Consider the following 26,036-nt stretch of genomic DNA (forward strand, 5'->3'; position numbering starts at 1 on the left):
GCGCCTGCCGTATCAGCGCTTGAGCTTGGCGAACGCCTCCGCCATGGCGTTGTTCGCCGGCGCGGCGGCGCCGCGGCCGCCGCCATCCTGGCCCGGACGGCGTGCGCCGCGATCGCCGCCGCGCGGGGCCGGGGCGCTTGCGCCGCTGCCCCGGCGCGCGGGCTCCGCTGCGTCGTTCAGGCGCATCGTCAGCGCGACGCGCTTGCGCGCCGCGTCGACTTCCAGCACCTTCACCTGCACGGTCTGGCCCACGCGCACGACGTCGCGCGGATCCTTGACGAACTTCTCGGCCAGGGCCGAGATGTGCACCAGGCCGTCCTGGTGCACGCCGATGTCGACGAAGGCGCCGAAGTTGGCCACGTTGGTGACCACACCTTCCAGCACCATGCCGGGATACAGGTCGTTGAGCGTCTCGACGCCTTCCTTGAACTGGGCGGTCTTGAATTCCGGACGCGGATCGCGGCCGGGCTTCTCCAGTTCGCTGAAGATGTCGCGCACGGTGGGCAGGCCGAAGCGCTCGTCGGTGAAGTCGGCGGGCGATACGCCCTTGAGCGCTTCACGCTGGCCGATGATCTGCTTCACGTCGGCCTTGATGCGCGCCACGATGCGCTCGACCACCGGATAGGCCTCGGGGTGCACTGACGAGGCGTCCAGCGGGTTGTCGCCATTGGGAATGCGCAGGAACCCGGCGGCCTGCTCGAAGGCCTTGTCGCCGAAGCGCGGCACGTCCATCAGCTTCTTGCGGGTGGCAAACGCGCCGTTGGCGTCGCGCCAGGCCACGATGTTCTTGGCCAGCGTCGTATTCAGGCCCGACACGCGCGACAGCAGGGCGGCCGATGCGGTGTTCACGTCCACGCCCACGGCGTTCACGCAGTCCTCGACCACGGCATCCAGCGAACGGGCCAGCTCGCGCTGGTTCAGGTCGTGCTGGTACTGGCCCACGCCGATGGCCTTGGGATCGATCTTGACCAGCTCGGCCAAGGGGTCTTGCAGGCGGCGGGCGATGGACACGGCGCCGCGCAGCGTGACGTCCAGGTCGGGGAATTCCAGCGCGGCGGTTTCCGAGGCCGAATACACCGAGGCGCCGGCTTCGGACACCACCACGCGGGTCAGCGACAGATCGGGGAAACGCGCCATCATGTCGGCCACCAGCTTTTCGCTTTCGCGCGAGGCCGTGCCGTTGCCGATGGCGACCAGTTCGACCTTGTGGCGCGCGGCCAGCGCGGCCAGCGTGTTGATGGTGCCTTCGCGGTCGCGGCGCGGCTCGAAGGGGTACACGGTGGTGGTGTCGACCACCTTGCCGGTGCGGTCGATCACCGCGATCTTGCAGCCCGTGCGGATGCCGGGGTCCAGGCCCAGCACGGCCTTGGGGCCGGCCGGCGCGGCCAGCAGCAGATCCTTCAGGTTGGCGGCGAAGACGCGGATGGCCTCGGCTTCGGCGCTGTCGCGCAGGCGGCCGAACAGCTCGCTTTCGAAGGCCGTCAGCAGCTTCACGCGCCAGGTCCAGCGGCACACCTCGCCCAGCCAGCGGGCGCGGGGTGAGGCGTCCAGTGCGAACAGCCCCGTGCCCAACTTGAGGAACGTTGCCACGCGCGCCACGCAAGGGTGCGGCGTCAGCGCTTCCTGTTCGGCTTCCAGGCCCACGCGCAGCTCCAGCACGCCTTGCTGGCGGCCGCGCAGCAGCGCCAGGATGCGGTGCGAGGGCAGGGTGCGCAGCGGCTCGTTGAAGTCGAACCAGTCGCGGAAGTTGGCGCCTTCGGCTTCCTTGCCGTCGGCCACCTTGGAGTACAGCACACCGGTGGCCCACAGGTGCTCGCGCATGTCGGCCAGCAGGTCGGCGTTTTCGGCGTAGCGCTCGGCCAGGATGTCGCGCGCGCCGTCCAGCGCGGCCTTGGCATCGTTGATCGAGGCCTCGGGATTCAGGTATTGCGCGGCCAGCGCGGCGGGATCGCAGGAGGGATCGGCCAGGATGGCGTCGGCCAGCGGCTCCAGGCCGGCTTCGCGGGCGATCTGCGCGCGCGTGCGGCGCTTGGGCTTGTAGGGCGCGTACAGGTCTTCCAGGCGCTGCTTGGTGTCGGCCGAGGCGATCTCGTTCTGCAGCTCGGGCGTCAGCTTGCCCTGTTGGCTGATCGATTCGAAGATCGCGATACGGCGCGTTTCCAGTTCACGCAGGTAACCCAGGCGCACTTCCAGGTCGCGCAGGACGGTGTCGTCCAGGGCGCCGGTGGCTTCCTTGCGGTAACGCGCGATGAACGGCACCGTGGCGCCGCCATCCAGCAGCTCGACGGCGGCGGCCACCTGCGTGGCGCGCACCTGCAGTTCGGTGGCCAGTTGGGCGATGATCCGGGCGGTGTCGGGCACGGCGCTCGTGGAGGCGGAGGGTTGAGTCATCTTCGCTATGGCTGAAATACGAACAAGCGCCGGATTTTGCCATAAGCGACCCACGCCTCCGCGCGGGCGGGCTCCGCCAGGACAAGTGTGTCCTTTGGTTTCCAGGCGGAATGCCGGGGCCGCGAACCGCCGCAGGTCCCGTGTGCGCGGACTTTTGCCGGATGGCGGAAGTTGCTGGCCCTGGCGTGACGAAACCGTCGCACGCCGCGCAGTCCGCCAATCGTGGTCGGGCATCCGCAGGCGCCGACCCGGAAACCGCAGCGGACAGCGGACGCGGCCCGGGGCGGCTCGCCGGGTCCTGACAGCATCCTTTCCGGGCCCGCGGTCCGCCCGCGGCAGCGTAGCGGAAACGTCCCTGCCGAAGACTGCCGCAGGCGGCCCCGGGTATCATGTAGGTCATCTTCCCGCCCCCGCCATGCTGCATCCGGACATCACCGAATTCTTCGCCCCCGACGGCCCCCTGGCCCAAGCCTTGCCCGGCTATCTGCGCCGGCAATCCCAAGTCGATCTGGCCCAGGCCATCGAGCGCACCATGGCCCAGCGCGGCACGCTGGTGGCCGAGGCCGGCACGGGTATCGGCAAGACCTGGGCCTATCTGGTGCCGGCCTTCGCGCGCGGCGGCAAGGTGCTGGTGTCCACCGGCACCCGCACGCTGCAGGACCAGTTGTATGCCCGCGACCTGCCGCGCGTGCGCGCCGCGCTGGCGCTGCCCGTGACGGCCGCGTTGCTCAAGGGGCGCGGCAACTACGTGTGCCACTATCACCTTGACCGCCTGCAGGGCGACGAGCGCGCGTTGAAGAATCGCGCCGAGATCACCCAACTGCGCCAGATCCAGGTCTTCGCCAATATCTCCAAGACCGGCGACCGGGCCGACCTGGCCCAGATTCCCGAAGACGCCGACATCTGGCAACGCGTCACCTCCACCCGCGAAAACTGCCTGGGACAGGACTGTCCGCGCATCCGCGACTGCTTCGTCGTCAAGGCGCGGCGCCAGGCGCAAGAGGCCGACGTGGTGGTGGTGAACCATGCGCTGTTCATGGCGGACATGGTGCTGCGCGAAGAGGGCGTGACGGATCTGCTGCCGGAAGTGGACACGGTCATCTTCGACGAGGCGCACCAGTTGCCGGACACGGCCACGCGGTTCCTCGGCAACAGCGTGTCCACGCATCAATTGCTGGATTTTGGCCGCACCATGGAGGCCGCTGGCCTGGCCTATGCGCGCGAGGCCGCGAAATGGGGCGACGTCTCGCGCGACGTCGAGACCGCCGCCCGCGAACTGCGCCTGGCCTGTGCCTCGCTCGAGCGCGTGCCGGGCCGCAAGGCCACGTTCGAGGCCATGCCCGAACCCGAGGTGTTCGACGCCGCGCTGGCCGTGCTGCGCAAGAAGCTGGAAGCCGCCACCCGGGCATTGGCCGGCGTGGCGGAAAAGCATCCCGACCTGATGGCGGCCGCCCGTGGCGGCGCCGATCTGGTCACCCGCCTGGCACGCTGGGCCTCGCCGGGACGTCCGGGCGCGGCCGAAACGGTACTGGATCCGGGCTGGGGCTCGGATGCCAACGGCCCCGAGGCCCAGGCCGTGGCCGAGGCTGCCGAGCCGGCCGTGGCCGCCGCGCGCGAGGCCGCCCAGGCCGTGTTGCGGGAAGCCGCCGCCGAAGCGTCCTGGACGGGCCCCGCGGTGCGCTGGGTCGAGCAGGGCCAGCATCACGTGCGCCTGCATGCCGCACCGCTGTCGGTGGCGCAGGCCTTTTCCCGCCACCGCAAGCCGGGCCAGGCGTGGATCCTGACGTCGGCCACGCTGTCCGTGCATGGCGATTTCAACCATTTCACCAGCCAGCTTGGCCTGGACGACGCGGAAACCGGCCGGTGGGAATCGCCGTTCGACTACGCCACCCAGGGCCTGCTGTACGTGCCTCAGGGCATGCCCGAGCCGCAGTCGCCGCGTTTCATCGAGCGCTTCGTCGAAACCCTGATGCCGCTGCTGGAAGCCAGTCCGGGCGGCGCGCTGGTGCTGTGCACCACGCTGCGCGCCGTCGAGCGGGTCGCCGAGGGCCTGAAGGACGCCTGCGAGGACGCCGGCCACGATTGGCCCATCCTGCGCCAGGGCGAAGCCACGCGCCGCGACCTGCTGGAGCGCTTCGTCAAGCTGAAGCATCCCGTGCTGGTCGGCAGCGCCAGTTTCTGGGAAGGCATCGACCTGCCCGGCGACGTGCTGACGCTGGTGGCCATCGACAAGCTGCCGTTCGCCCCGCCCGACGATCCCGTGATCGAGGCCCGCCTGCGCGCCTGCCGGGCCCGCGGCGGCAATCCGTTCGAACAGTACCAATTGCCCGAGGCCGCCATCGCGCTCAAGCAGGGCGCGGGCCGGCTGATCCGCACCGAAAGCGATTGGGGCGTATTGGTGGTGGGCGATGCCCGCCTGGTCGAGAAACCGTACGGCAAGCGGCTGTGGCGCGGCCTGCCGCCGTTCGCGCGTACGCGCGACATGGACGCGGCCCTGGCGTTCTACGCGCGCCGCTCGTCGGGCGCGTCCAGGGAGCAGGATTGACAGGCCCTCGTCCGGACCCTGAAAAGAGAACGGCCCGCTTGCAGCGGGCCGTCTTCATCTGCGTCGCGTGGACATGACGCGGGCGGATGGCCGCCCGCCCCGGCGGATCAACGCGAGAAGGGGTTCCACCAGCTCTTTTCCGCGGCCAGGCCCTCGGTCTCGAACTTGCTGTTGGGGTAGTTCTTGCTCAGCACGCGGCTGGCGTCCGCTTCCAGGTCTTTCATGCCCAGCTTGCCGTAGGACTGCTGCAGGATGTACAGCGCTTCCTCGGCGGCCGGCACGCCTTCGAAATCGGTGATGACCGTCTGGGCGCGGTTGGCGGCGGCCAGGTAGGCGCCGCGCTCGTAGTAGTAGCGCGCGACGTAGACTTCGTTCATGGCGATGGCATTGACCAGCCAGGTCATGCGCTGCTGCGCGTCGGCCGCGTAGCGGCTGTTGGGATAGCGCTTGAGCAGTTCGGCGAAGGCGTCGTAGGACGCGCGCAGGCCCTTGGGATCGCGCTCGGCGGGATCCTGGCCGGTGAGGTTGGTCATGAAGGCGCTGGCGGGCGTGAAGTTGATCAGGCCCTTCAGGTACAGCATGTAGTCGGTACCGGGATGGTTCGGATACAGCTGCTGGAAACGGTCGATGGCGGCCAGGCCCTGCTCGTTCTCGCCGTCCTTCCAGTTGACGTAGGCCAGTTCGATCAGGGCCTGCTGGGCATGCACGCTGAAGGGATAACGGCTTTCGATGGAGGTCAGGCGGGTACGGGCGTTGTCCCAGTTGCCGGCGGAGACTTCTTCCTTGGCGTCGGCGTAGAGCTGTTCGGCGCTCCAGCCCGCGGTGGGGTCGTAGTCGCTCTTCGAGCCGCCGCAACCGGCGATCAGCAAGAGGGCCGATAGCGCGATCGCCGCGCGCAGGGCCGGCCCGCGTCGGAAGCCGGAAGACGAGGGAGCTGCGGTGCGGTGAATCACGAGGCGAATTTCCTAAGTGGTAGCATGGCAGGCCGATTATATGATTTGTCTCCATGTCCGACACAGCTGTCTCCACAGACCCGCTTTCCGACGATGAACCGTTCGTGATCGCGCTGCCGCTGCGGACCCACGCCGACCGGCTGGACAAGGTGCTGGCGGGCCTGCTGCCCGGCCATTCGCGCAGCCGCCTGCAGGGCTGGATCGAGGCCGGCCACGTGCACGTCAACGGCGAGCCGGCCAAGGTGCGCCAGATCGTCGGCCCGGGCGACCGCCTGGCCGTCTGGGAACAGCCCGCCCCCGAAGACCTGGCCTTCTCGCCCGAACCCATCGATTTCGCCGTGGTGGCCGACAGCGCCGACTGGATCGTGGTCGACAAGCCCGCCGGGCTGGTCACTCATCCCGGCGCCGGCAACTGGCGCGGCACGCTGCTCAACGGTCTGTTGCACCGCTATCCCGAACTGACGCGGGTGGCGCGCGCCGGCATCGTGCACCGGCTGGACAAGGACACGTCCGGCCTGATGGTCGTGGCGCGCACCGAACTGGCGCAGACCCATCTGGTGCGCCAGTTGCAGGCCCGCACCGTGGGCCGCGAATACCTGGCGCTGGCGCAGGGCTGGCTGCGCGCCGAGGGCAGCGTCGATCGCCCCATCGGCCGCGACGCGCGGGTGCCGGTGCGCATGAGCGTCGAGCGCCCCGTGGCACCCAAGCCCGCCGTCACGCATTACCGCGCCGACCGCCAGGGCGTCACCGCCGACGACAAGCCCGTCACGCAAGTGATCTGCCGGCTCGAAACCGGCCGCACCCACCAGATCCGCGTACATCTGGCCAGCCTGGGCCACCCCCTGCTGGCCGATGCGCTGTATGGCGGCAATGCCCTGGCCGGCGCGCCGCGCCAGATGCTGCACGCGCGCGCATTGCGTTTCGACGATCCCGGCGGCGCCGGCCTGGTCGAATTCCAGTCGGCGCTGCCCGCCGACATGATTGCCGTACAGGATGCGATCCAATGGAATACGTGATCGGTGAGCTGCCCGTGGTGGGCGGCCAGCGCTGGCAAGGGGTGCGGTATTTCTGCACCACGCGCGGCGGCGGCGTGGGCACGGCGCCGCACGACACGCTCAACCTGGGCCTGCGCGCGGGCGACCGCCCCGGAGTCGTGGACGAGAACCGCAGGCGCGTGCGCGCCGTCGTGCCGTCCGAACCGCTGTGGCTGCGCCAGGTGCACAGCGCCGACGTGGTCGACGCCGATACCGACGTGCGCCACGAACCCGCCGCCGACGCCAGCGTCACCACCCGGCCCGGCCGGGTGCTGGTGGCGATGGCGGCCGATTGCCTGCCGGTGGTCATGGCCGACGACCAGGGCGCCGTGCTCGGTGTGGCGCATGCGGGCTGGCGCGGTCTGGCCGGCGGCGTGCTGGAGAACACGCTGGCCGCCATGCGCGCCAAGGCGCCCGACGCCCGTGGCTGGCGCGCCTGGGTCGGCCCCGGCATCGGCCCGTCGGCGTTCGAGGTCGGCGAGGACGTCGTGCGGGCCTTCTCCGATGGCGACGCCGAAGCCGCGGCCTTCTTCGTGCCGCGTCCCGAGGCGCCGGGCAAGTGGCTGGCCGACCTGCCGGGACTGGCGCGCCTGAAGCTGGTGCGCGCCGGCGTGGCCGAACCCGAGCTCAGCGGCCTGTGCACCGTCACCGATCCGCGTTTCTTCTCGTACCGGCGCGACAAGGAAACCGGGCGCATGGCGGCGCTGGCCTGGCTGGCGCCACGCGGCACGCGCGAAGGCGAATAGGCCGCCGGCCGAGCGCTTCGGCCTGATGTTGTCGTGAACACGGTCCACACGGGCTGCATGCGCAGGCCGCGTCGATGCCACGCATACTGCGCTGCAGCATGAATCCGCGCGCCATTCCCCGTATCCTTGTTGTATTCCCGCATTGACAGTGTTTGGTGTGCCATGCACCATCGTTTGGCGCAGTTCCGATAACAAGGTGTCGCAGTGACCGCTCATCTTTCCGCTACATGGCCCGTTCCGGTGAGCGTGGCGCCGGATGCCCTGGCCGAGATCCAAGCCGACTTCTCGCGTGACTGGCTGCGCTTGTGCGAAGACGCCAAGCGTGGCGCGCTGGCGGCGCCGTCCGACCGCCGCTTTGCCGGCGCGGCCTGGATGGCCAATGCCCAGCACACGCTCATCGCGCATGCCTACCTGCTGTCCGCGCGCGCCATGACCCGCATGGTCGACGCCGCCCAGGTCAGCGAGCCGGTGCGCGAGCGGCTGCGCTTTTCCATCATGCAGTGGGTCGACGCGCTGTCGCCCGCCAACTTCCTTGCCTTCAATCCCGACGCGCAGCAATCGATCGTCGAGACGGCCGGCAAGGCGCTCACCGCCGGCATGTCGAACCTGCTGAACGACCTGCAGCGCGGCCGCATCAGCCAGACCGACGAGACCCAGTTCGAGATCGGCGTGAACGTGGCCGCCACGCCGGGCCAGGTCGTGTACGAGAACCGGCTGATGCAGCTGATCCAGTACGCGCCCGCCACCGGCACGGTCTACCAGCGTCCGCTGGTCGTGGTGCCGCCGAACATCAACAAGTACTACATCCTCGACCTGCAGCCCGGGAACTCCTTCGTGCGCTACGCGGTCGAGCAGGGCCACACGGTATTCATCGTGTCGTGGCGCAATCCGGTGCCGGCCGACAACGACGGCGTCGACACCGCCACCTGGGACGATTACCTCGAAGAGGCCGTGCTGCAGGCGCTGGCCGTGGCCGCGGACATCACCGGCCAGCCGCAGGTCAATGCGCTGGGCTTCTGCGTGGGCGGCACCATGCTGGCGTCGGCGCTGGCGCTGGCGCACGCGCGCGGCGAGCATCCGGCCGCCTCGCTCACGCTGCTGACCTCGCTGCTCGATTTCCACGACACCGGCGTGCTCAAGGTCTTCGTCGACGAAGGCCATGCGCTGCTGCGCGACCATCAACTGGGCCGCGGCGGGCTGATGCCCGCGCGCGACCTGGCCACCACGTTCTCGTTCCTGCGGCCCAACGAGCTGGTCTGGAACTACGTGGTGGGCAACTACCTGAAGGGGCAGACGCCGCCCGCGTTCGACCTGCTGTTCTGGAACGCCGACAGCACGAACCTGCCGGGGCCGTTCTTCGCGTGGTACTTCCGCAATATGTACCTCGAGAACAACCTCAAGGTGGCGGGACGCACGCAGGCCCGTGGGGTGCCGCTGGATCTGACGCGGCTCGATCTGCCGGCGTATCTGTTCGGATCGCGCGAAGACCACATCGTGCCCTGGGCATCGGCGTATGCGTCCACGCAACTGCTGCGTGGCCGCAGGCGCTTCGTGCTGGGGGCGTCGGGACACATCGCCGGCGTGGTCAATCCGCCGGCCCGCAAGAAGCGCAGTTACTGGGTGGGCGCCGACGATGCGGCCCTGCCGGGCGATCCGAACGCCTGGCTGGCCGATGCGGTCGAGCATCCCGGCAGTTGGTGGACCGACTGGGCGCAATGGCTGGGCATGCAAGCCGGCCCGCAGGTGCGCGCCCGCAGCAAACTGGGTAACGCCCGGCACAGGCCGATCGAGCCGGCGCCGGGCAGGTACGTGAAAGTCAGAGCCGTCTGATTGTCCGCCGCGGTGGCGAACCAGGTATCGGCGTAGAAACGTGTGGGGCACAACGGAGGATTTCCCATGAGCGGCAAGATTGCATACGTGACTGGCGGGATGGGCGGCATCGGGACGGCGATCTGCCAGCGCCTGGCCAAGGACGGTTTCACGGTCGTGGCGGGCTGCGGTCCCAGCCGCAATTACCAGCAATGGCTGGACGAGCAGGCGGCGCAGGGCTACACGTTCCATGCCTCGGTCGGCAACGTGGCCGACTGGGACTCCACCAAGGAAGCCTTCGAGCGCGTCGTGCAGCAGCACGGCCCCGTGGAAGTGCTGGTGAACAACGCCGGCATCACGCGCGATGGCCTGTTCCGCAAGATGTCCGTGGACGACTGGCGCACCGTCATCGACACCAACCTCAACAGCCTGTTCAACGTCACCAAGCAGGTGCTGGACGGTATGGTCGACCGCCAGTGGGGCCGCATCATCAACATCAGCTCGGTCAACGGCCAGAAGGGCCAGTTCGGGCAGACGAACTACTCCACCGCCAAGGCCGGCATCCACGGCTTCACCATGGCGCTGGCGCAGGAAGTGGCCAGCAAGGGCGTCACCGTCAACACCATTTCGCCGGGCTACATCGGCACCGACATGGTCCGCGCCATCCGCCCCGACGTGCTGGAGAAGATCGTCGCCACGATTCCGGTGCGCCGCCTGGGCACGCCCGAGGAAATCGCCTCGATGACGTCCTGGCTGGCTTCCGACGAATCCGGCTTCGCCACCGGCGCCGACTTTTCGCTCAACGGCGGCCTGCACATGGGTTGAGCGCGGCCGCCGCCACTTCGATCACGCCCGCGGGCGCCGTTCGAGGAGGGCGGTTGCCCGGCGGTACACTGACAACCAACGCGATTAGAAGAGATCACCCGATCTCGGGGACAGTCATGACGCAAGCACAGAACGGCGCCGCATTGCGCCTGATCAAGAAGTATCCGAACCGCCGCCTGTACGACACGCAGACCAGCACGTACATCACGTTGGCAGACGTGAAGCAACTGGTGCTTGCGAACGAGGAGTTCCAGGTCATCGACGCCAAGAGCAGCGAAGACCTGACGCGCAGCATCCTGCTTCAGATCATCCTGGAAGAGGAAAGCGGCGGCATGCCGATGTTCTCGTCGACCATGCTGTCGCAGATCATCCGCTTCTACGGCCATGCCATGCAGGGCATCATGGGGTCGTACCTGGAGAAGAACATCCAGGCCTTCATGGACATCCAGCAGCGCATGGCCGAGCAGTCCAAGGGCCTGTACGGCAGCCAGTTCGGCCCCGAGGCCTGGGCGCAGTTCATGAACGTGCAGACCCCGATGCTGCAGAACATGATGAACAACTACATCGACCAGAGCAAGAACCTGTTCGTGCAGATGCAGGACCAGATGCAGGACCAGACCCGTGCGATGTTCTCCACTTTTCCGTTTCCTCCGGGCGGCACGCCGGGCGGGCGCAAGTAGGCAGGCCGGGGGGCGGCATGCGTCCCCCACGTCATGGCGGCATGACGATTCAGTGAAACGTCAGTTCAACGCGCTACCATTATTGAAAATGGTTCTTGTTTAAAAATTGCGCGACGCGCTCCGGGGCGCGTTGGAACTGAAGGAAGTATTGATGATCAAGCACGCCGTGGCCCTGGCTCTGGGCCTGGGCCTTTCGGTTGTCGCCCAGGCGGCTGAATATCCCATCGGCAAGCCGGTCCAGAAGGGCGGTATGGAAATCGGCGCGGTCTACCTGCAGCCGATCGAAATGGACCCGCCGGGCATGATGCGCGCCGCCAAGGAGTCGGACGTCCACCTCGAGGCCGACATCCACGCCACCGCCGACAACAAGAGCGGTTTCCCCGAAGGCGAGTGGGTGCCGTACCTGACGGTCAAGTTCGAGATCCAGAAGGCCGGCAGCGCCAACGTCATCAAGGGCACGTTCATGCCCATGGTGGCCAACGACGGGCCGCACTACGGCGACAACGTCAAGCTCGAAGGTCCGGGCAAGTACCACCTGAAGTACACGATCCTGCCGCCGGGCGCCGATGGGATGAGCCATTTCGGCCGCCATACCGACAAGGAAACCGGCGTCGCGGCATTCCCCGCCGCGTTCGACCTGGAATACGACTTCGTCTACGCCGGCACCGGCAAGAAGGGCGGCTACTGATGCGTTGGCTGCTGGCCGCCGCGCTGCTCGCCTGGTCGGCGGTCGCCGCCGCCGACCTGCCGACCTTCACACTGACGTTCAAGCCCGATGGCACGTTCGAGCCCGAGCGCCTCGAAGTGCCGGCGGGCCGTTTCAAGATCGAACTCATCAACGAAAGCAACGAGCCCGTCGAGTTCGAGAGTCTTCCGCTGCGCAAGGAAAAAGTGCTGGGCCCCGGGGTCAAGTCCTTCGTGGTGATCACCATCTCGCGTCCCGGCGAGTATCCCTTCTTCGACGATTTCCATCAGCAGGTGCGCGGCACGCTGGTGGTCAAGCCCGAGTAGCGGCAACACAGGGCTGTACGGAATATGGAACAGGTTCTCTTCATCGTATGGCGCGAAAGCGTCGAGGCATTGCTCGTGGTGGGCATCCTCTATTCGTGGCTGCGGGCCTCGCCCGAAGGCCGCCGCGGCATGCCCTATCTCTGGGGCGGCGTGGCCGCCGGCCTGGGATTGGCCCTGGCCCTGGCGCTGGTGCTGCTGGGCGTGTCGTCCTGGCTCAGCGACGAGGGGCAGGAATGGTTCATGAGCGGCATGTCGCTGGTGGCGTGCGCGCTGGTGGTGCAGATGGTCGTGTGGATGAAACGACATGGCCGCACGCTGAAAGGCGAGCTGGAAGGCGGCGCGCGCCAGTCCGTGGCGCAGGACAACTGGTGGGGCCTGCTGGTGCTGGTGATGATCGCCGTGGCGCGCGAAGGCAGCGAGACGGTCGTGTTCCTGTACGGCACGGTGTCGGCGGCGCAGGGCGAGTCGCCCTGGATGCTGGCGCTGGCCGGCGTGGCCGGCCTGGGCATTGCCTTCCTGACGTTCTGGCTGCTGCAACTGGGCGGCAAGCTCATCACGTGGCGGCGTTTCTTCAAGCTGACCGAGATCCTGCTGCTGCTGCTGGCCGGCGCGCTCTTGATCGGCGGGCTGGACCGCCTGATTTCGCTGGGCGTGGTGCCGGCTATCGTCGATCCGATCTGGGACAGTTCCTGGTTGCTGGACGACAGCAGCGGCATCGGCAAGGTCCTGGCCGACTTCGCGGGTTATCGCGCCTATCCCGCGCTGGTCTCCATACTGGCCTGGCTGGCCTACTGGGCAGTGGTATGGGCGCTGTTGCGCCGCGCCAACCGTCAGGCGGCCGTTGCACCGGCCCGCCCGGCGGTGCAATAAACTTCACGGCTTGAACGCGCGCCCCCGGGCGCGCAAGGTTTGAATACATGGCTGCCGCACTCGGACGGGCAACCGTCCGCATCGCCGATTTTCTCCGTGACCATGCCCCGTTGCTGCGCAAGCTGCAATGGGGCATTGTCGCCATCTACGCCTTCCTGTTGATCGTGCCGCCGATGTTGCCGCTGCCGGACAATGCGGCGTCGGTCTTCAACAATCTGACGGTGGTCGCGCAGTTCGCCTTCTGGGGCGTCTGGTGGCCGTTCGTGCTGGTGTCCATGCCCATCCTGGGCCGCGCCTGGTGCGGCTGGCTCTGTCCCGAGGGCATGCTGACCGAGTGGGCCAGCGAGCGCGGGCAGGGCCATGCCATCCCGAAGTGGATGCGTTGGGGCGGCTGGCCCTTCATGGCTTTCGTCATCACCACCGTCTATGGCCAACTGGTCAGTGTCTACCAGTATCCGCTGGCGGTACTGGCGGTGCTGGGCGGCTCGACCGTGGCCGCGATGATCGTCGGCTGGCGCTATGGCCGCAGCAAGCGCGTCTGGTGCAAGTACCTGTGCCCGGTCAACGGCGTGTTCACGTTGCTGGCCAAGCTGGCGCCCTGGCATTTCAAGGTGAACGAAGAGGCATGGCGCCATCCGGTCATCCGCATCGAGCCCGTGAACTGCGCGCCGCTGGTGCCGTTGCGCCACATGAAGGGCGCGGGCGATTGCCACGTCTGTGGACGCTGCAGCGGTTATCGCGGCGCCATTGCACTGACGCCGCGCTCGCCCGAGGAAGAGATCGTGCAGGTGGCCGACGGCGATCCGTGGCAGACCGTGCTGATCTGTTTCGGCATGATGGGCGTGGCCATGGGCGCGTTCCTCTGGAGCGCCAGCCCCTGGTACGTCACCTTGAAGCAGGCCGTGGCCACCTGGCTGGTCGAGCGCGACATCCTGTGGCCGCTGATGGACAACGCGCCCTGGTACATCCTCACGCACTATCCCGAAGCCAACGACAGCTTCTCGTGGCTGGACGGCAGCGCCATCCTGGCGTTCTGCGTGGGCGCCGCGGCCGTGATCGGCGGCGCGTCGTTCCTGTCATTGTGGCTGGCCGACCGGCTGGCCCCGCTGAAGGATTCGGCCACCCGCTTCGGCGGCGTGCACAAGCTGGCGCAGGCGCTGATTCCGTCGGCCGGCATCGGCGTGTTCCTGGGCCTGTCGGCCACCACGATCACGCTGCTGCAGCATGAAGGCATGGGCACGCACTGGGTCGCGCCCGTGCGGTTCACGCTGCTGGCGCTGGCGGTGCTGTGGTCGCTGCGGCTGGGCTGGCGCGTGCTGGCGCGGCGTCCGGCAAGTCTTGCGCGCCGGGCGGCTGCCTGGGGGGCCTTCGCTGCCGGGATCGCGCCGTTCTGCTGGGCCTGGGTGCTGTTCTTCGCGCTCTGGTGATCCTGTCCGGGCCCGCCTGGCGGTCGGTTCGACCGACACAGATGAGCCCGCCCAGACCAGAACAGAGATGCGCTAAGGTGGCGGGCATTCGTCCCGCTCCGGAGCCATCGCATGCCGTCCTATACCTATCATCTGGTCAACGTGTTCGCCGAAAGCACTTTCGGCGGCAACCCCCTGTGCGTGTTCGAGGATGCGCGCGGCATGGATGACGCGTTGATGCAAAGCCTGGCACTGCAGTTCAACCTGTCCGAAACCACGTTCATGCTGCCGTGCGACGCGGCCCATGCGCGCGTGCGGATCTTCACGCCGGGCTACGAGATGCGCTTTGCCGGCCATCCCACGCTGGGCACGGCGCACGTGGTCAGCCAGGTGCAGAACGCCGGCGACGCCCTGACGCTGGAAGTGAAGGCCGGGCTGGTGCCCGTGGTGGCGCAAGGCAATCTCTGGACCCTGACCGCCCCCACCGACGGCGCGCCGCGTACCGCGCGCGTGTCCGCATCGGCGGCCGACGTGGCGGCTTTGCTGGGCCTGTCGGCGGACGATCTGCTGGATGAACCGATGCGCGTGGACACGGGCAACGACCAGATGCTGGTGCCGCTGAAGAGTTTCGACGCCGTGCGCCGCGCCATGCCGGATGCCGGGCGCGCCGACTGGCCGACCAACAGCCTGGGACGCCGCACGGCTTATGTGTTCGCTTTCGGCGACCAGGCCGCCGATGGGCGCCAGACCGTGCTGGCGCGGCATTTCTTCGTCAAGCCGGGCGGTGGCGTGGTCGAGGATCCGGCCACGGGATCGGCCTGCGCCAATCTGGGGGGCTGGCTGCTGAGCCATGACCACAAGCTGCCGGCGAGGCTGGTGGTCAGCCAGGGCGAACAGGTGGGACGGCCCAGCACGCTGTACCTGGACGTGACCGAGGACGGCAAGATCAAGGTCGGCGGCCGGGTGATTCCGTTGGGGCGGGGCGAGGTGACGGTGTGAACGCCAGGGCTTTGCTCGGACGGTGAGCCCGCCTCCGTTGTTGCTTGACCTTCCCACCATGGCAAGCCTTATCGTCGCGCCCATCGATTCAACCGGAGAGGGCGATGCATCGGCGAACATTCCTCGCGGCTCCCCTGGCGGCCCTGTTCACGCAGCGCGTACAGGCGCAGGGCATGGACAGGCATCAGGGGCAAGGCATGCAGCACGGCGGCCATGGCGGCATGAACCACGGCATGCCCATGGACACCGGCGCGATGCCGGCCGACGGCGCGCCGCGCAAGGTCGTCGACCTGCCGCAAGGCCAGCCGCTGCGCGAATTGCCCCGCCTGGCCAACGCCTCATCCGAACCGGGCGTCTTCAAAGCCACGCTGACCGCCGCGCCCGCCATGGCGCATTTCGCGCCCGACCTGCCCACCCCGGTGCTGGCCTACAACGGCGCCAGTCCCGGTCCGCTGATCGAGGCCTACGAAGGCGACCGCATCGACATCACTTTCGCCAACCGCATTCCCGGCCAGGACAGCACCATCCATTGGCACGGCATGCCGGTGCCGTCCGACCAGGACGGCAACCCCATGGATGCCGTGGCGTCAGGAGGGGATCGTGCCTATCGCTTCACGCTGCCTGCGGATAGCGCGGCCTCGTACTGGTATCACCCGCATCCGCATGGCCGCACGGCCGAGCAGGTCTATCGCGGCCTGGCCGGCGTGTTCCTGGTGCGCTCGCGCAAGGATCCGATTCCCGCCGAGTACGGCGATACGGTGCTGATGTTCACCGACCTGCGCCTGGCCGAGGACGGCGCGCATGCGCCGCCGACCGACGCCGATGCGATGAACGGCCGCATCGGCGACCACGTGCTGGTCAACGGCCAGAAGCAGCCGGTGATGGAGGCGGTGGCCGGCACGCGCCGCCGGCTGCGCCTGTTCAACGCCACCAATGCCCGCTACCTGCGCCTGGTCTTCGAGGGGGCCGCGATGACGCGGGTGGGCAGTGACGGCGGCTTGCTGGAAAAGCCGGTCGACGCTACCGAACTGCTGCTGGCGCCCGCCGAGCGCGCCGAGATCGTGGTGACCTTCCCGCATGCCGGCCAGGCCGCGTTGCGCACACTGGAATACGACTCGGGCTGGATGGGGCCGGACCGTCCGCAATCGGCCGGCCTGACCTTGCTGGACGTGCAGGTGGCCGCTGCCCTGGTCGCGCCGAAGGTGCCGCCGCTGCCGGCCACGCTGCGCGCCATCGCGCGGCTGGGCCAGCCGGTGGAGCGACGCCGCTTCGTCTTCACCGAGACCATGTCGCACGGGCCGCAGGGCATGGCGATGCACTTCCTGATCAACGGCGCCGCGTTCGACATGAAGCGCGTGGACGTGACGATGCGGGCGGGGCAGGTGGAGCAATGGGAGATCGAGAACCAGGCCGACATGGATCATCCTTTCCATGTGCATGGCGTGCAGTTCCAGGTCACGGCGCGCCGCCGCGGCAACGGCGCATTCCAGCCCGAACCCTGGCTCGCGTGGAAGGACACGGTCAACGTGCCGCCCGGCGAGACGGTGCGCATCCTGCTGCGGCAGGACGCGCCGGGTCTGCGCATGTATCACTGCCACATCCTCGAACACGAGGACCAGGGCATGATGGGGATCGTGGAGGTCAAGCCGTAACGGCATGGGCCGCGAGTCCGGCGGCTGGAGGAGGGCGATCCGTCCTTCAGGCGGGCGGGGACGCGCCCTATGGAAAACGCCCCTGATCAAGCCCTTTGATGCCGGACTGACGTCCGGATATCGAAGGCCCGTTCAGGGGCGTCGCTGGAGACGACGTGCAGGCCTTACTTGGCCTTGCTCGGGTCCACCTTGATGTCGTTCTTGACCTGCTTGACGCCGTCTACACCGCGGGTCACGTCAGCCGCATGGTTGACCTGCTCGCTGGTGGCGACGCTGCCCGTCAGGGTGACGACACCGTCATTGGTTTCCACGGCGATGTCCAGGGCGCTCAATGCCTTGTCCGCCACGAACGCCGCGCGCACCTTGGTGCTGATCGTGGCGTCCGTCACGTATTCGCCAACGGATTGCTTGTCGCCTTTGCCCTCCGCCGCGAGGGCCGGCGCGGTTACCGCCACGCCGGCGCCGATCACGGCCGCGGCCATCCATTTACGGGTGATCATGCCTGATACCTCCGTTATCGTCGGAACGCGCCGCCCAGGATGGACAGCAGGGCCAGGACCAGGAACACGAAGAACAGGATCTTGGCGATGCCCGCCGCGCCAGCGGCGATGCCGCCGAAACCCAGGACCGCCGCGATGATGGCGATGACGAAGAAGACTACCGCGTAATACAGCATGGTGTTTCTCCTCTAGAGACGAGATGCGGGAAGCGCAATGCGCCGGATCAGGGGTTGCGGTCGAAGAACTCGCGCACTTCGCGCTGGGCGTCTTCGCGCGTCTTGCCGTAACGTTCCTGGACCAGGCCGGCGAGCCGTTCGGCGTTGCCTTCGGTGCGGGTAAGTTCGTCGTCGGTCAGGTCACCCCAGGCCGCCTTGGCCTTGCCCTTGAGCTGCTTCCATTTGCCAGCAACGATGTCGTTGTTCATGTCGTCCTCTCCTAGCAATTTGCGGCGGGTTTCCGATGGCCTTCGGAGCTTGCCGCCAAGGATATGAAAGCTGATCAGCTATTCGTGGGAACCACTACACCAGTCGCCCCCACAGGGTGTCAAACAGGCGGTGTGGGTAAATGTAAACGCGCCGAGGGCCCGTTTTACGGGGCCTTTCGGGCAGGCGAGGGCCGAGCCTACAGGGCCGTATAGGAGACCGATGGGAGGATGCCGGGACGGCGCTCGAGGGGAAGGAGAACGGTCACCCAGGCGTCTGTTACACCTGGGTGACCATTTGACCGGCTTTGAGGGGAGTACGTAACCGAGGCTATCGCTGGGCTATTGCGCCCGGGCCACGGAAACGGCGGCATTGCGCTCGGCCACGCGCTGCGCGATGTGAGCCAGGGCCTCTTCGACCTGGTCGACCAGGACCAGGCACAGGTCGCCGGGCGCCAGGCGTTCCAGCGCGGTGTCGATGGCCAGGAATTCGCCGCGGATCTCGTCGATCCTGCTGGCGCGGCGGGCATGGGCCAGGCCCTCGCGCAGCAGCGCCAGCACTTCGCCGTCCTCGCGGCCGCGCTGGCACTGGTCTTCGTACAGCACCATGTCGTCGAAGGCGTCGCCCAGGATCTCGGTCTGGCGGCGCAGGTCTTCGTCGCGGCGGTCGCCCGCGCCGCTGATCACGACGCTGCGGCGGCGGGCGGGCAGGGCGTCCACGGCCTTGACCAGCGCCAGGATGGCGTCGGGATTGTGGCCGTAGTCGGCGATCAGCGTGGCGCCGCCGTAGTCGAACAGGTTGAAGCGGCCAGGGGCGGTGGCGGCGTCGTTGACGAAGCCGGCCAGGCCCGAGCGGATGGTTTCCCAGGGCAGGTCCAGCGCCCAGGCGGCCGCAACGGCAGCCATGGCGTTGTCGACCTGGAAGACGATGTCGCCGCCGCGGGTCAGCGGAATGGCCGACAGCGGCAGTTCGACGCGCATCTCGCCCTGTTGGGCCACGATGGCGTCGTTCTGGCGGACCACCACGCGCTGGCCCTGGGCGCGGTGCGTGGCGATGACGGGATGGTCGGGATCGGCGGAGAAGAAGGTGACCGAGCCCGGGCAGGCGCTGGCCATCTCGGCGACGATGGGATCGGCGGCGTTCAGCACGGCCATGCCGCCAGGACGCACGTATTGCACGATCACGCGCTTGACCACGGCCAGGTCTTCCACCGTGCTGATGTAGCCCAGGCCCAGGTGGTCGCCCTGGCCGATGTTGGTGACGATGGCCACGTCGCAGCGGTCGAAGGCCAGGCCTTCGCGCAGGATGCCGCCGCGCGCGGTCTCGAACACGGCCGCGTCCACGCCGGGGTGCAGCAGGATGCGGCGCGCGCTGCGCGGGCCGCTGCAGTCGCCGGTGTCGATGCGGTGCGACTGCACGTACACGCCGTCGGAGTTGGTCATGCCCACGCGGTTGCCAGCGCACGACAGCAGGTGCGCGGTCAGGCGCACCGTGGTGGTCTTGCCGTTGGTGCCGGCCACGGCCACCACCGGAATGCGGCCGTCCTGGCCGTCGGCGAAGATCTGGCCGACGATGGCCTCGCCCACCGGGCGGCCCTTGCCGAACGAGGGATTCAGGTGCATGCGCAGCCCGGGCGCGGCGTTCACTTCCACCACGCCGCCGTGCTGGTCTTCCAGTGGCAGGTGCACGGTTTCGGCGACCACGTCCACGCCACAGATGTCCAGGCCGATCATGCGGGCGGCCGTGACGGCGCGCGCGGCCAGGTCGGGATGCACCTCGTCGGTCACGTCGGTGGCGCTGCCGCCGGTGCTGAGGTTGGCGTTGTTGCGCAGCACGACCAGCGTGCCGGCGGGCGGCACGGTGTCGGCGCCGTAGCCTTGCTTGGCCAGCGTGGCCAGGGCGATGTCGTCGAAGCGGATGCGGGTGAGCGAGGTGGCGTGGCCGTCGCCGCGCAGCGGGTCGGCGTTGACCTGTTCGACCAGTTGGCGGATGGAATGCACGCCGTCGCCCGTGACCTTCGGCGGATCGCGCCGCGCGGCCGCGACCAGTTGGCTGCCCACCACCAGCAGGCGGAAGTCGTGGCCGGGAATGTAGCGCTCGACGATGACCTCGGAACTGATCTCGCTGGCGGCCTCGTAGGCCTGGAAGACGCGTTCGCGCGTGTCGATGTTCACGGCCACGCCGCGGCCCTGGCTGCCGTCGCGCGGCTTGACCACGACCGGGCCGCCCAGCTCCTGCGCGGCTTCCCAGGCGCCTTCGGCCGAGTCGGCCACGCGCCCGTTGGGCACCGGCACGCCGGCGGCGTCCAGCAGCATCTTGGTCAGGTCCTTGTCCTGCGCGATGGACTCGGCGATGGCGCTGGTGTTGTCCGTCTCGGCGGCCTGGATGCGGCGCTGGCGGCTGCCCCAGCCGAACTGCACCAGGCTGCCCTGCGTCAGGCGGTGATACGGGATGCCGCGCGCCACGGCGGCCGCCACGATGGCGCCCGTGCTGGGGCCCAGGCGGATGTCTTCGTCCAGTTCGCGCAGCTTGTGCAGCGCGTCGGCCAGGTCGAAAGGCTGGTCGTCGACGGCGGCCTGCAACAATTGCTGCGCCAGGTCCAGCGCCAGCTTGCCCACGGATTCCTCGCTGTACTCGACCGCGATCTGGAAGACGCCGGGCTCGATGGTGGCCTGCGTGCGGCCGAAGGTGACCGGGCAGCCCGCATGGGCCTGCAGGCTGACGGCGACCGCCTGCAGCACGTGGGCCATCGACAGGGCGCCCTGGTGGCCTTCGGGGCGCAGCAGGCCGATCAGCGGAAAACGGGCGCGCAGCCGCGCGTCGAAATCCGGCGTGTCGTCGATGGAGCACTCGGTGTCGCTGCAGGCCACGATGGCTTCGATGGCCGTATTGCGGCTCCAGAGATTGGGGCCGCGCAGGGCGCGGATGCGGGAGACTTCCATGGCGGATTTTTCCTTTTCTTGACGGAAAAAGGTACTGAAAACATGGGCCGTCCCCACGCCTGCGGGACGGCCGTATCTAAGGCGATCAGGCGGGCCGCTGGATCCAGCGCCGCACCATCTCGGTCACCGGGCCCGCGTTGGCCTCATCGGACTGCAGCAACACGAACTCGCCGGGCCGGGCCTGGTCCAGCACCGCGCCGATCGCGGCGGCGTGGTCGGGCTCGTCGGTCACCTGCTTCGCGCGGCCGCCTTGCAGGGCGCCCTGGCGCAGCAGCGCGCGGGCCTGGCCGGCGGGCCGCTTGGTCGAGACGGTGGCGTCGTCATACAGCACGATGCTGTCGAAAGCCTGGCCCAGCAGCGCGCCCTGCTCCAGCAGGGCATCGTCCCGGCGGTCCGCGCCCGCGCCGTACACCGCCGTGCGGTGCGCGCCGCCGAAATGGCCGATGGCCTCGACCAGGGCGCGCAGGGCGGGCGCGTTGTGCGCGCCGTCGACCACCACGGTGACGCCGTCGCGTTCGAATAAGGTGAAGCGCCAGGGCGCGTCGTTCTGGTCCACGCCGAAGGTCTCGACGCCGGCGCGGATGACTTCCAACGGGATGTTCAGCGCCCAGGCCGCGGCGACCGCCGCCAGCACGTTCTCGACTTGGAAACCGACATGTCCGCCGCAGGTCAGCGGCACCGCGGCGATGCTGGCCACGACCTGTTCCTCGCGGCCACGCGCCAGCACGATCTGGCCCTCGCGCACCATGACGGCGCGCTTGCCCAGCGCCAGGTGCGAGGCCAGCGTCGGCAGCGCGGGGGTCTGCCCGAAGTACACGACCTCGCCGTCGCACAGGGCGGCCATTTCGACCACGCGGGGATCGCGCGCGTTGAGCACGGCGGCGCCGCCGGGCAGCACGACGTCGACCTGCGTGCGGAACACGCCGTACAGGCGGTCGGCGTCGTTGATGTCGAAGTCGCCCAGGTGGTCGCCTTCGTCGATGTTGGTGACCACGCCGACCTGGCAGCGGTCGTAGGCCAGGCCCTGGCCCAGGATGACGCCGCTGTCGTTCTCGATGACGGCGGCATCCAGCGAGCGGTTCATCAGCAGGCGGCGGCTGGCGGCCCAGTTGGCGCGGTCGCCGGACTGCACCTGGCGGCGGTCGATGTACAGGCCCTCGCTGCAGGCCAGGCCGGTCTGGCGGCCGGAGATCTGCAGCAGGCGGGCGATCAGGCGCGACACCACGGTCTTGCCGTTGGTGCCGGTGACGCCCACCAGCGGAATGCGGCCATCGTCATCGGCGGGGAAGAGGTGATCGACGATGGCGCGGCCCACGGGCTGCGGATTGCCGTCGGCGGGCTTGAGGTGCATCAGCAGGCCGGGGCCGGCGTTCACTTCCACGACGGCGCCGCGCTGCGCGTCCAACGGGCGCGAGATATCCTCGGCCACCAGGTCGACGCCGGCGATGTCCAGGCCCACGGCGCGCGCGGCCAGCACCACGGCGGCGGCGGTGTCGGGGTGGACGCGGTCGGTCACGTCGAACGCCACGTTGCCGCTGCGCTGGATGAGCACGCGGCGACCGGCGGTGGGCACGGTCTGGGCCGTCATGCCCTGGCGGGCGATCTCCAGGCGAGCCGCGGAATCCAGGCGCACCGGATTCAACGGGCAGGTCTCGGCCCGGCCGCGGCGCGGATCGGTGTTGATCTGGATGTCGATCAGGTCTTCGATGGTCGACTTGCCGTCGCCCGTGACCCAGGCCGGTTCGCCCGCGGCGGCGGCCACCATGCGGCCGCCCACCACCAGCAGGCGGTGCTCGTTGCCCAGCACGAAGCGCTCGACCATGACGCCGCTGCCTTCCTCGACGGCGACGGCATAGGCCGATTCGACTTCCTGGCGCGTCATCAGGTTGGTGAACACGCCCCGGCCGTGGTTGCCGTCGTACGGCTTGACCACCACGGGCAGGCCGACGTCCTCGGCGGCGCGCCAGGCGTCCTCGATGCTTTCGACCAGGCGGCCTTCGGGCACGGGCACGCCACAGGTCTCCAGCAGCGACTTGGTCAGGTCCTTGTCGCGCGAGATGCCTTCGGCGATGGCGCTGGTGCGGTCGGTCTCGGCGGTCCAGATGCGGCGCTGGCGCGCGCCATAGCCCAGTTGCACCAGATTGCCGTCGAACAGGCGGATGAAGGGGATGTCGCGGTCGTCGGCGGCATCCACGATGCAGGCCGTGCTGGGACCCAGGCACAGCGAGTCGACCATGCCGCGCAGCCGGGACACGGCGCTGTCCACGTCGAACGGGCGGTCCTCGATGGCGGCCATGACCAGGTCGCGGGCTTCCTGCAGCGCAGAGCGGGTGACGTCTTCCTGCCAGGCGCGCACCACGACCTTGTAGACGCCGCGCGTGGAGGTCTCGCGCGCCTTGCCGAAGCCGCCGGGCAGGCCGGCCAGGTTCTGCAGTTCCAGCGTGACGTGTTCCAGGATGTGGCCGGGCCAGGTGCCTTCCTTCAACCGCATCAGGAATCCGCCCCGCACGCCCGGGCTGCAACGATGCTCGATCAGCGTCGGCAGCCACGTCGACAGGCGTTCGTAGAATCCGGGGATAAGATTGGAGGGGAAGTCTTCCAGTTCGCCGATGTCCACCCAGGCTTCCAGGACAGGGCGATAGGTCCAGATGTTCGGGCCGCGCAGCGCCACGACATCAAGGAATTCAATGTCTCGTTTCTTCATGGATATACAGAGAAAGAGCACAGGCCGGCATGACGAGCACACCCCCGGAATAATTATGGGTTGTCGGGGAGACGTCGTAAGGAATGGGGCCGGTGCGTCGCTGGACGATTTTCCTATCGCGAAAGTGAGGCGTATCGGGCGCTACTATACGCCGCCTTTTTGGCCGTATACACTCGCGCCCTCGTGTCAGTCCCCTGACCTGTTGTTACCAGGGGACAGACTAACCCACGGTGGGGCAGGGACGGTTCTCCTGCCTGCGACCCGCCGGAGCAAGCCATGAGCAATGCCCACCTTTCCACCGGCCCGTCCGGCCCGGCCGACGTCCCCCTGGAAGCGGGCGAAACCTTGTTGGCGCGTCTGGATACCGATCTGGACGAGCGCCTGCGCTATCAGCCGGGCGCCGTGCTGCTCACCGATCGCCGGCTGCTGGCGCGCGCGCCGGGCCAGGCTGCCTGGCAGGGCTGGCGCCACGGTCCCGGCTTGAAGCTGCAACTGCACGACCACGCGGGCGCGGCCTGCCTGGAGCTGGACGACGGCCAGACGCGGGTCGGCGCATGGCGCTTCACGCTCGGCCGCTCGCCCGCCGCGCTGCGCCTGCTGACGCAGTTCGAACAGCGCCAGGCGCGCGCCGCCGGCCTGTCCAGCGAGCCCGCCGAGCCGCTGCGCATCTGTGCCGACTGCCAGGCGCCGATTCCGCCCGATAGCGACGAATGCCCGGCCTGCGCCGAGGAAGAGACCCCCAGGCCGGTCTCCACCTGGGCGCTGCTGCGCCTGTGGCGCTTCGCGCAGCCCTACCGCGGCAGCCTGCTGGCCGGTTTCGTGCTGACGCTGCTGTCCACGGCCGCCACGCTGGTGCCGCCGTACCTGACCATGCCGCTGATGGACGACGTGCTGATCCCGTTCCAGAACGGCCAGGAGATCGACTACGGCATCGTGCAGTGGTATCTGCTGGGCCTGCTGGCCTCTGCGCTGGCGGCGTGGGGACTGGGGTGGGCGCGCACCTACATCCTGGCCTGGGTCAGCGAACGCATCGGCGCGGACATGCGCATCGCCACGTATGCGCACCTGCAGCACCTGTCGCTGGAATATTTCGGCGGCAAGCGCACCGGCGACCTGATGTCGCGCATCGGCAGCGAGACCGACCGCATCTGCGTGTTCCTGTCGCTGCACCTGCTGGACTTCGCCACCGACGTGCTGATGATCGTGATGACCGCGGTCATCCTGTTCTCGATCAATCCGCCGCTGGCCTTGGCCACGCTGCTGCCGCTGCCGTTCATCATGTGGCTGATCCACCTGGTGCGCGACCGCCTGCGGCATGGCTTCGAGAAGGTCGACCGCGTGTGGGGCGAGATCACCAACGTGCTGGCCGACACCATTCCGGGCATCCGCGTGGTGAAGGCCTTCGCCCAGGAGCGCCGCGAGGTGCAGCGCTTTCGCGAAGCCAATCTGCGCAACCTGGACGTCAACGACCGCGTCAACAAGGTCTGGGCGCTGTTCTCGCCGTCCGTCACGCTGCTGACCGAGATCGGCCTGCTGGTGATCTGGGTGTTCGGCATCTGGCTGGTGGCCGAGCATGAGGTCACGGTGGGCGTGCTGGCGGCGTTCCTGGCGTACATCGGACGCTTCTACACCCGGCTCGATTCCATGAGCCGCATCGTGTCCTTCACGCAGAAGGCGGCCGCCGGCGCCAAGCGCATCTTCGACATCCTGGATCACGTCTCCAGCGTGCCCGAACCGCAGTCTCCGGTGAGTCTGCCGCGGGTCCAGGGCCGCATCGAGCTGCGCGAAGTGGGGTTCCGCTACGGCAACCGCTCGGTGATGCGCGGCATGAGCCTGTCCATCGCGCCGGGCGAGATGATCGGCCTGGTCGGGCACAGCGGCTCGGGCAAGAGCACGCTGATCAACCTGATCTGCCGTTTCTACGACGTGGCCGAAGGCGCCGTGCTGGTCGACGGGGTGGACATCCGCGCGCTGCGCGTGGCCGACTACCGCAAGCACATCGGCCTGGTGCTGCAAGAGCCGTTCCTGTTCTTCGGCACCATCGCCGAGAACATCGCCTACGGCAAGCCGGACGCCACGCACGACGAGATCGTGGCCGCCGCCCGCGCGGCGCATGCGCATGAATTCATCCTGCGCCTGCCGCATGGCTACGATTCGCTGGTGGGCGAGCGCGGTCAGGCACTGTCGGGCGGCGAGCGCCAGCGCATTTCCATCGCGCGCGCGCTGCTGATCGATCCGCGCATCCTCATCCTGGACGAGGCCACCTCGTCGGTGGACACCACGACCGAGAAAGAAATCCAGAAGGCCCTGGACAACCTGGTGCGCGGCCGCACCACCATCGCCATCGCGCACCGCCTGAGCACGTTGCGCCGCGCCGACCGGCTGGTGGTGATGGACCGGGGCAAGGTCGTGGAAGAGGGCACGCACGAAACGCTGATGGCGCGTGAAGGCGCCTATTACGAGCTTTACCGCGCGCAGATGCGGCAGGCGGAGCTTGCCGACTCGCCGTCCGGGCCGGGCGATGGCGAATCCGACCAGGACTGACGG

Annotated in this window: 20 protein-coding genes; 13 read left to right on the top strand and 7 right to left on the bottom strand. The window is 68.5% G+C overall.

The genetic code is table 11. The annotated features are described in order from the left end of the window. Nucleotides 1-12 precede the first annotated feature (12 nt). On the bottom strand, nt 13-2,391 hold the full coding sequence (gene tex / locus A7W11_RS06825) for an RNA-binding transcriptional accessory protein Tex (protein WP_066410263.1): 2,379 nt from the start codon (nt 2,389-2,391) through the stop codon (nt 13-15). A 415-nt stretch (nt 2,392-2,806) separates the two neighbouring features. On the opposite strand from tex, the gene A7W11_RS06830 reads away from it, so the two are divergent. Continuing rightward, nucleotides 2,807-4,936, top strand: coding sequence for an ATP-dependent DNA helicase (locus tag A7W11_RS06830; protein WP_066410264.1), 2,130 nt, complete (start codon nt 2,807-2,809; stop codon nt 4,934-4,936). Nucleotides 4,937-5,043: 107 nt separating this feature from the next. On the opposite strand, the gene A7W11_RS06835 is transcribed toward A7W11_RS06830, so the two are convergent. Beyond that, nucleotides 5,044-5,835, bottom strand: a complete 792-nt coding sequence (locus A7W11_RS06835; protein ID WP_066410409.1) for an outer membrane protein assembly factor BamD — start codon at nt 5,833-5,835, stop codon at nt 5,044-5,046. A gap of 107 nt (nt 5,836-5,942) precedes the next feature. Here A7W11_RS06835 and A7W11_RS06840 point away from each other — a divergent pair, with 107 nt between their 5' ends. From A7W11_RS06840 to A7W11_RS06890, 11 genes are all read left to right on the top strand, one after another. Further along, nucleotides 5,943-6,905 (top strand): RluA family pseudouridine synthase, encoded by a 963-nt coding sequence (locus A7W11_RS06840; RefSeq protein WP_066410265.1) that lies wholly within the window; start codon nt 5,943-5,945, stop codon nt 6,903-6,905. Beyond that, nucleotides 6,893-7,669 carry a peptidoglycan editing factor PgeF gene (pgeF, locus tag A7W11_RS06845; protein WP_066410266.1) on the top strand — a complete coding sequence of 259 codons (777 nt, stop codon included), beginning with the start codon at nt 6,893-6,895 and terminating at the stop codon, nt 7,667-7,669. The genes A7W11_RS06840 and pgeF overlap by 13 nt, the downstream gene beginning before the upstream one ends. Before the next feature lie 204 nt (nt 7,670-7,873). Continuing rightward, on the top strand, nt 7,874-9,499 hold the full coding sequence (gene phaC, locus A7W11_RS06850; protein WP_066410267.1) for a class I poly(R)-hydroxyalkanoic acid synthase: 1,626 nt from the start codon (nt 7,874-7,876) through the stop codon (nt 9,497-9,499). A 66-nt stretch (nt 9,500-9,565) separates the two neighbouring features. After that, nucleotides 9,566-10,303 (top strand): acetoacetyl-CoA reductase, encoded by a 738-nt coding sequence (gene phbB, locus A7W11_RS06855; protein WP_066410268.1) that lies wholly within the window; start codon nt 9,566-9,568, stop codon nt 10,301-10,303. A 116-nt stretch (nt 10,304-10,419) separates the two neighbouring features. After that, nucleotides 10,420-10,983: a polyhydroxyalkanoate synthesis repressor PhaR gene (phaR, locus tag A7W11_RS06860; protein ID WP_066410269.1), complete on the top strand. Its 564-nt coding sequence runs from the start codon at nt 10,420-10,422 to the stop codon at nt 10,981-10,983. A 151-nt stretch (nt 10,984-11,134) separates the two neighbouring features. Continuing rightward, the gene (locus A7W11_RS06865; protein ID WP_066410410.1) at nt 11,135-11,671 is read left to right on the top strand and encodes an iron transporter; all 537 of its coding nucleotides are present in this window, start codon (nt 11,135-11,137) and stop codon (nt 11,669-11,671) included. After that, nucleotides 11,671-11,994: a cupredoxin domain-containing protein gene (locus A7W11_RS06870; RefSeq protein ID WP_066410270.1), complete on the top strand. Its 324-nt coding sequence runs from the start codon at nt 11,671-11,673 to the stop codon at nt 11,992-11,994. The genes A7W11_RS06865 and A7W11_RS06870 overlap by 1 nt, the downstream gene beginning before the upstream one ends. A gap of 24 nt (nt 11,995-12,018) precedes the next feature. Further along, a complete protein-coding gene (locus tag A7W11_RS06875) occupies nt 12,019-12,864 on the top strand; it encodes an FTR1 family iron permease (protein ID WP_066410271.1) in 846 nt (281 codons plus the stop codon). A 47-nt stretch (nt 12,865-12,911) separates the two neighbouring features. After that, nucleotides 12,912-14,291 carry a 4Fe-4S binding protein gene (locus A7W11_RS06880; RefSeq protein ID WP_066410272.1) on the top strand — a complete coding sequence of 460 codons (1,380 nt, stop codon included), beginning with the start codon at nt 12,912-12,914 and terminating at the stop codon, nt 14,289-14,291. 111 nt (nt 14,292-14,402) lie between these two features. After that, nucleotides 14,403-15,269: a PhzF family phenazine biosynthesis protein gene (locus A7W11_RS06885; RefSeq protein WP_066410273.1), complete on the top strand. Its 867-nt coding sequence runs from the start codon at nt 14,403-14,405 to the stop codon at nt 15,267-15,269. Between the two features lie 104 nt (nt 15,270-15,373). After that, nucleotides 15,374-16,921 (top strand): multicopper oxidase family protein, encoded by a 1,548-nt coding sequence (locus tag A7W11_RS06890; protein WP_066410274.1) that lies wholly within the window; start codon nt 15,374-15,376, stop codon nt 16,919-16,921. 164 nt (nt 16,922-17,085) lie between these two features. Here A7W11_RS06890 and A7W11_RS06895 read toward each other — a convergent pair whose 3' ends face one another. The 5 genes from A7W11_RS06895 to cphA (A7W11_RS06910) form a co-directional block, all read right to left on the bottom strand. Then, complete coding sequence (locus A7W11_RS06895; RefSeq protein ID WP_066410275.1) at nt 17,086-17,421, bottom strand: BON domain-containing protein; 336 nt, start codon at nt 17,419-17,421, stop codon at nt 17,086-17,088. A 14-nt stretch (nt 17,422-17,435) separates the two neighbouring features. Beyond that, nucleotides 17,436-17,597 (bottom strand): DUF1328 domain-containing protein, encoded by a 162-nt coding sequence (locus tag A7W11_RS27330; protein WP_082852992.1) that lies wholly within the window; start codon nt 17,595-17,597, stop codon nt 17,436-17,438. Nucleotides 17,598-17,644: 47 nt separating this feature from the next. Further along, nucleotides 17,645-17,845, bottom strand: coding sequence for a CsbD family protein (locus tag A7W11_RS06900; RefSeq protein WP_066126222.1), 201 nt, complete (start codon nt 17,843-17,845; stop codon nt 17,645-17,647). 339 nt (nt 17,846-18,184) lie between these two features. Next, nucleotides 18,185-20,785 carry a cyanophycin synthetase gene (gene cphA / locus A7W11_RS06905; RefSeq protein WP_066410276.1) on the bottom strand — a complete coding sequence of 867 codons (2,601 nt, stop codon included), beginning with the start codon at nt 20,783-20,785 and terminating at the stop codon, nt 18,185-18,187. A gap of 85 nt (nt 20,786-20,870) precedes the next feature. Continuing rightward, nucleotides 20,871-23,489: a cyanophycin synthetase gene (gene cphA / locus A7W11_RS06910; protein ID WP_066410277.1), complete on the bottom strand. Its 2,619-nt coding sequence runs from the start codon at nt 23,487-23,489 to the stop codon at nt 20,871-20,873. 276 nt (nt 23,490-23,765) lie between these two features. On the opposite strand from cphA (A7W11_RS06910), the gene A7W11_RS06915 reads away from it, so the two are divergent. Beyond that, nucleotides 23,766-26,033 carry a cyanophycin metabolism-associated ABC transporter gene (locus A7W11_RS06915; protein ID WP_066410278.1) on the top strand — a complete coding sequence of 756 codons (2,268 nt, stop codon included), beginning with the start codon at nt 23,766-23,768 and terminating at the stop codon, nt 26,031-26,033. Nucleotides 26,034-26,036: the final 3 nt, after the last annotated feature.

The sequence above is a fragment of the Bordetella ansorpii genome, assembly GCF_900078315.1.
Classification (GTDB): Bacteria; Pseudomonadota; Gammaproteobacteria; order Burkholderiales; family Burkholderiaceae_B; genus Bordetella; species Bordetella ansorpii.